The 6,434-nt window shown below is 76.4% G+C and carries 6 protein-coding genes; 4 read left to right on the forward strand and 2 right to left on the reverse strand.

Features of this window, described 5'->3' with window-relative positions; all coding sequences use genetic code 11:
* Positions 1-502 (reverse strand): serine/threonine-protein kinase (locus JNW98_RS33685; RefSeq protein WP_372459388.1); only part of this gene is annotated, 502 nt, incomplete at its 3' end.
* Positions 503-602: 100 nt separating this feature from the next.
* The gene (locus JNW98_RS33690) at positions 603-1,898 is read right to left on the reverse strand and encodes a serine hydrolase domain-containing protein (protein WP_223772099.1); all 1,296 of its coding nucleotides are present in this window, start codon (positions 1,896-1,898) and stop codon (positions 603-605) included.
* A gap of 222 nt (positions 1,899-2,120) precedes the next feature.
* Here JNW98_RS33690 and JNW98_RS33695 point away from each other — a divergent pair, with 222 nt between their 5' ends.
* The 4 genes from JNW98_RS33695 to JNW98_RS33710 form a co-directional block, all read left to right on the forward strand.
* Positions 2,121-3,305: a winged helix DNA-binding domain-containing protein gene (locus JNW98_RS33695; protein WP_223772100.1), complete on the forward strand. Its 1,185-nt coding sequence runs from the start codon at positions 2,121-2,123 to the stop codon at positions 3,303-3,305.
* An 80-nt stretch (positions 3,306-3,385) separates the two neighbouring features.
* The gene (locus tag JNW98_RS33700) at positions 3,386-4,651 is read left to right on the forward strand and encodes a tetratricopeptide repeat protein (protein ID WP_263421496.1); all 1,266 of its coding nucleotides are present in this window, start codon (positions 3,386-3,388) and stop codon (positions 4,649-4,651) included.
* A 517-nt stretch (positions 4,652-5,168) separates the two neighbouring features.
* Entirely contained in the window at positions 5,169-5,837 is a 669-nt protein-coding gene (locus JNW98_RS33705) for a response regulator (RefSeq protein WP_223772102.1), read from the forward strand.
* On the forward strand, positions 5,834-6,434 hold a 601-nt coding region (locus JNW98_RS33710; protein ID WP_223772103.1), incomplete at its 3' end, for a histidine kinase. The genes JNW98_RS33705 and JNW98_RS33710, both read left to right, overlap by 4 nt.

Genomic DNA, 6,434 nt, shown 5'->3' on the forward strand with positions numbered 1-6,434 from the left:
CGATGCCGAAGTCCGTGAGCACCACGCGCCCGCTGCCCGACTCCAGGAGGACGTTCGGCGGCTTGATGTCCCGGTGCAGGACTCCCCGCTCGTGGGCGGCGCGCAGCGCGCCCAGCATCGCCAGCCCGATCCCGGCGGCCTCGCGCGCGTCCACCGGGCCGTCCGCCGCCAGCCGGTCGGACAGCGACCGCCCGTCCACCAGCTCCATGACGATCCACGGCCGGCCGTCCTGCTCCACGATGTCGTGCAGCACGATCACGTTCGGATGCTTGATGAGGGCCACCGCCCGGGCCTCGCGCAGGGTGCGCTCCTGGGACGACAAGGCCGCCCCGGCGGACGCGGCGTCGTCCGTGTGCAGCTCTTTGACCGCCACCTCGCGGCCCAGCAGCTCGTCGGTGGCACGCCAGACGGTGCCCATGCCACCGCGCCCGATCCGCCGCCCCAGCCGATAGCGTCCCGCGATCACGCCGTCGTGTGCAGCGAAACTCCCCATGGGCAACATCTTGCCCCACGTGGTGCCGCCGTGGGGCCGCCGCACTGCCCTGACGGCGGCGCCGGGTCCGCCCGGCGCGTCGGGTGCCCCGCCCGCGGCCGTCGGAGCGTCACCTTCCGTCGGGCGGCGCGGCGGTGAAGGCGGCTCGTATGAGGTCATGGACGTGGCGTTCGCCGCTCCGCCCGGGCGGAGCCGCCCAGGTCAGCGAGCAGGCCAGCCGGCGCGTACGGTCCCGGGTGGCGACCAGGCCGTTGACGTACCCGGGGCCGGCTCCCACCCGGCCCCAGACCACCGTGCCGCCGCCCGAGCGGCCGTCGTCCGAGCGGCCGTCGTCCGAGAGGCCGTCGTCCGGCAGGGCCACGCGCATCAGGCCGCCCCTGCTGAACCGGTGCGGTGGCGCCTCCGGAGCTGCCGTCCCGCCCGCCCCGGGCAGGGTGGTGACGTCCCGTCCGGGGAGCTCGAACAGCAGCCGCTGCTGGGCCGGTCCGAGGAGCCGGCCGCCCAGGAGCGCGTCGAGGAAGCGGTCCAGGTCGGCCGCCGTGGAGACCGGGCCGCCCTCCGCCCGGATCGCGGGGTCCCGCCGCGTGCGGCCTACGAGCGCCGTACCGTCCGCGGGCTGGTGGGTGCGGTGCAGTCCCAGGGGCCGGGTGACGCGCGTCCTGATCTCCTCGCCGAGGGGGCGGCCCGTCGCCCTCTCCACGACCAGCCCCGCCACCCAGGTGTCGACGTCGTTCTCCCGCTGGTACCGGCCCGGCTCGAAGGCCCGGCCACCTCGCAGCACCGCCCTGACCGCCTCCTCCTGCGTGCGGAAACGGGAACCGCGCTCGGTCGTCCGCCCTGCCGGCGGGCCGTCCTCCGTTATGGGCGGGCGCGGCCCGGGGAAGCCGCTGGTGTGGTCGAGCAGCATGCCGACCGTGACCGCGTCGTACCCCTCCGGCCCACCCGGCAGCAGGTCCGGAAGGTAGGCGCGGACGGGCGCCTCCAAGGAGAGCAGCCCCTCCCCCACCAGCCGCAGCACGAGGGCGGCGGTGAAGAGGGCGCCGATGCCGCCAGTCCTGAACACGCCGTCCGCCCGCACTCGTTCACCCGTCGCCACATCACCCGTGCCCGCCGTGCCCCACCAGTGCCCGTCCGCCCCGGCCACCCGTACCAACGCGCCCGTCACGTCCCCGGGCGGCAGCCCGGCGACCGCCCGCCGCAGCGCCGCGCGGTCCAGTGGCGACGCCTGTCCGGACCCGGCACCACCGCTCCGCACCACGGCCGACAGCCCGGCCGCCAGCGCCGCCCACCCCGCGCGCCGCGGTCTCGTTCCCGCTTCGGCGCGGCGCGGCGGCGCCTTCGCCCCCGCCTGCCGTGCCCCCGTCTCCGACCCCGCTCCACGCGGCCCCACCCTCGTCGTCTCCATGCCGTCCAGTCTTCCGGCGCGGCGGCTCCCGGCCCATCCGGGAGAGCCCCGACCCGACCCTGATCGCCTGTCAGGGATCACCCTGAGACCCGCCCCTGAGCGGAGCCCGGGACACGCCCGCCGGGATCGCCCTCCGGGGCGGCCCGGGCCCCGCCCCGACCAGGCGATACGCCTCACTCATATAGGTCACACTCGGGCCTATATGCCCCCTACGCTGCGGCCATGAGCAGCCTCCGCCCTCGCTTCACCGACGATCAGCGCCGTGCCCGCATCGGGCGCCGGCACCTCCTGGCGCCCGCGCACCGGGCCGGTTCGGCCGAGGAGGTCGCCGACGCCGTCGTAGCCCTGCACGCGACGGACCCGGCGACCGTGTACCTGTCCGTCTGCGCCCGGCTGGCCGAGCCGTCGGCGGACGAGATGGACCGGGCGCTGTACCAGGACGTCACCCTGGTGAAGCTGCTCTCCATGCGGCGCACCCTCTTCGCCGTCACCACCGGACTCGCGCCGTACGTCGGCTCGTCCACCGCCCGCGCGATCGCCGCGCGCGAGCGCACCGTCCTGCTGAAGCACCTGCGGGCACACGTCGAGGAGGGAGCGCCCTGGGACGAGGAGCGGCTCGCCGCCGCCGAACGCGCCGCCCTCGACGCGCTCGCGCTCCGCGGCGAGGCGACGACGGCCGAGCTCAACAAGGACGTGCCGGCCCTGCGGGAGACGATCCTCACGTCCCCGGACAAGCCCTACGCCGCGCGGCAGAGCGTCGGCAGCCGCGTGCTGCGGCAGCTGGCCGCCGACGGCCACATCCGCCGCGCCCGGCCGCGCGGCTCCTGGACGAGCAGCATGTTCCCCTGGGCCGCCGTGGAGCCGCTGTCCGAGCCGCCCGTACGGGAGTCCAAGGCCGAACTGGCGCGCCGCTGGCTCGACTCGTTCGGGCCCGCGGCCGAGACGGACCTCAAGTGGTGGACCGGCTGGTCGCTCGGGGACACCCGGAAGGCCCTCGCCGACGCGGGCGCGGTGGAAGTGGAGCTGGACTGCGGGCCCGGCCGCGCGCTGCCCGGTCAAGCGGAGGAGGAGGCGCCGCCGGCCGAACCGTGGGCCGCCCTGCTGCCCGGCCTCGACCCGACGACGATGGGCTGGCGCCACCGCGACTGGTACCTGTCGCCCGAGCACGTCCCCGCCCTCTTCGACCGCGCCGGCAACGCAGGCCCCACCGTCTGGTGGAACGGCCGCGTGGTGGGCGCGTGGGCGCAGCGCGCCGACGGCGAGGTGGTGTGGCGGCTGCTCACCGACGTGGGCCGGGAGGCGGTCGCCGCCGTCGCGGCCGAGGCGGAACGGCTGACGGAGTGGATCGGCGACGTGCGCGTCACGCCCCGCTTCCGCGCGCCCCTGGAACGGGAGTTGGCGAAATAGGGCGGATCGCCGTGCGACCGCCCCTTCCCGGGCATGGATGACCCTGTGCGGACGCAACCCGCCACCTGGACGACTGCGTCATGTACCGGGGGGTTGAAGTGGCCGAGAACAGCACGAAGGGGATACCGGCCGACGAGCCGGACGACATCGCTCCGCGCCTCTCCGAGGCCCGGGACGTCTTGCACTGGGGAGCGGCGGCGGAGGCCGCCGAAATCTTCCGCGTACTACAGGAGGAGGCCGCTTCGCTCGGCCTCGTCCCCGAGCGGGCGGCGGCGCTCGTCGGCCTCGGGGACTGCGCCCTGGAGTCCGGGAAGCTGAACGACGCGCGCGACCACTTCGCGGAGGCGGAGCTGCTGCTCGCGGACGAGCCTCCGGCGTGCCGGGCGCCCGCCCGCCGGGGGCGCGCCCTCGCGCATCTGCTGACGGGCGAACTGCGGTACGGCTGCCATCTGCTGGAGACCGCGCTGGAAGAGCTCGACGCCGTGGGGGCGGGCGCTGGTACGGGCGCGGGTGCGGATGCGGGGTCGGGGGCGGACGCGAGTGCGGGCGCGAGTGCGGGCGCGGGGGACCCGTCGGCGCTGCTCGCGCTCCATACCGCGGCCATCGCGCCGTACATCGACCTCGGGGCGTATGCACGGGCCGCGCGCGCCGCGGAGCTCGCGCTGGCGCTCACGGCGCGCGTGGACGATCCGGTGCTCGTGGCCGGCGCGCTGCGGGGGGCGGCGCGGGTGCTCGTCGTCGAGGGACGGTTCGCGGAGGCCGGTGCGGCGCTGGACAGGGCCCGGGACCTGTGTCGGAGCCGGGGGATCCGCATCGAGCTGGCGCACTGCCACTGGACGAGCGGCTACGTCCACGCCCAGGGCGGGAAGCTGGCCGCCGCGGAGCGCGAACTGCGCACGGCGCGCGCGATGCTGGCCGCCAAGCGGGCGCCCCTGTTCACCGTGCAGGTCGAGGTGGAGCTCGCGGACGTCCTGCGGCGGCGCGGCAAGGCCGACGAGGCGGCCGGCCTGCTGGCACCGCTGCTGACCCCGTCCGCGCTGGGCGCCGAGCGGGGCGCCGTGCACGCGGGCGGGGCGCACCGGCTGCTCGGCCTGATGGCCGAGGACCGGGGCGACACCGAGACGGCGGAGGAGCACTACTGCGCGGCCCTGTCGCTGCTGGAACGCACCGGCGCGGCGGGCGATCTGGCCGACCTGTGCCGGCTGCTCGGCGACCTGCTGCGGCGGTCGGGGTGCGTGGAGGCGGCGCTGAACGCGTACCGGACGGGGCTCGGGCACCGGGCCGCGCCCGGCACGACGACGCTGTGTCCGGCGCCGCCGGTGCGGCCGCGGCGGCCGTGCGGGTGACCGGTAGCGGGCGGGGACGCCCCCGTACGCGGCGCCCCTAGGGGCCGCGCGCACGGTCCCCGGCCCGCCCGGCCGGGGCCTTCGCGCCGGACAGGGGGGGTGCGGGCCGGGGGGGTGTCGCCCCAGCCCCTCCCCCCGAGGGGGCACCCCCATTCACCGGTTCCTGGGGCTGTGCCCCAGACCACCTGATCGCGGCTCCGCCGCTCGGCCTCAAACGCCGGACGGGCTGAAAGCCGCGGCTCCCGCCGTCACAGGCCGCCGCAGGCCGTCGCCAGGAAAGCGCGGACCTGCGCCGCGGGCAGAATACGGACGTACCGTGCACGGGACGGCGTACGGAGGCCGGGCCCGGCATGGTGCAGCATGTCCGCCGGGCGCCGTAGCCGGAACCGTCGCGGCGGGCCGGTCACGGCCAACCGTCGGAGTATTGGATTCCGCTTTCCTCGTGCCGGTAGGGCAGGCTGGAAGGTGCCGGGAGTCCTCCGGGACTCCTGGTGTGAAAGGGACGAGGGAGCGGGCGTTGATCCGTGTCGCTGTGGTGGACGACGAGCAGCTGGTGAGGTCCGGGCTGCGGATGATCCTGGGCACGGCCCGGGACGTCGAGGTCGTCGCGGACTGCGGAGGCGGCGACGCCGTGGCCACCGTGCTCGCCTGCGCCCCCGACGTCGTCCTCCTCGACGTGCGGATGCCGGACGTCTCCGGGCTGACCGTGCTCCGCGCCCTGCGGGCCGCGCCGGAGCCGCCCGCCGTCGCCATGCTCACCACCTTCGACGCCGACGAGTACCTGGCCGCCGCGCTGCGCGGCGGAGCGGCCGGTTTCCTGCTCAAGGACACCGACCCCGACCAGCTCGTCCGGGCCGTGCGGACGCTCGCCGCCGGGGGCAGCGTGCTCGACCCGGGCGTGACCAGGACCGTGATCGGCGGCTACCTGGCGGCGGGTGCCGGCGCCTCGGCCGCCGAGGCGGTACGGTCCCTGACCCCCCGCGAGCGCGAGGTGCTGGCCCACGTCGGCGCCGGCCTGGCGAACCCGCAGATCGCCGAGCGCATGGGCCTGGCGCCCAGCACGGTGAAGGACCACGTCCGCGCGGTCCTCGGCAAGCTCGGCGGGCTCAACCGGGTACAGGCAGCCGTCGTGGCCGACCGCGCCGGGCTGGTGCCCGTGCCACGGCCCGGGGACGGCGTCCGGTGAGCCTCCGGGCGCGGAGCCGGCCGTCCTGGGTCCCGCTCGTCGCGCCCGTGGCGCTGGCCGTCGCCGACGCCTTCCTCGTCAACGGGGTGACACCGGGGGCCGCCCTGCTGCTCTCCCTGGCGGCCGCCCTGGCGCTGCTGTGGCGGCGCCGCTTCCCGGTGACGGTCTTCCTGGCCGTCCTGCCGGGTTTCTACATCGGCTACATCTGGTTCGCGCCGCTGATCGCGCTCTACACGGTGGCGGCCGCGCGCCGCCCGGACCGGCGGCTGCTGGGCATCACCGGCCTGCTCTTCGCCGTCGTCCACTTCCTCCCCTACCCCCTCTCGAAGCTCCCGGTGGACGATCCGCGCGGACTGGCGCTGGACGCGGTCAACGCGGTCGTCATCGCGGCGGCGCCGATCGCCGTGGGGCTGCTCTCGCGCACCCGCCGCGAACTGGCCGCGCGGCTGGACGAGCTGACGCGCAGCCGGGCCCGTGAGGACCGGCTCCTCGCCGACCAGGTCGTCGCCACCGAGCGCGCCCGGCTCGCCCGCGAGATGCACGACGTCGTCGCCCACCAGGTGAGCCTGATCAGCCTCCAGGCGGGCGCGGTGCAGG

It is taken from the genome of Streptomyces huiliensis (assembly GCF_020037025.1).
Taxonomy (GTDB): domain Bacteria; phylum Actinomycetota; class Actinomycetes; order Streptomycetales; family Streptomycetaceae; genus Streptomyces; species Streptomyces huiliensis.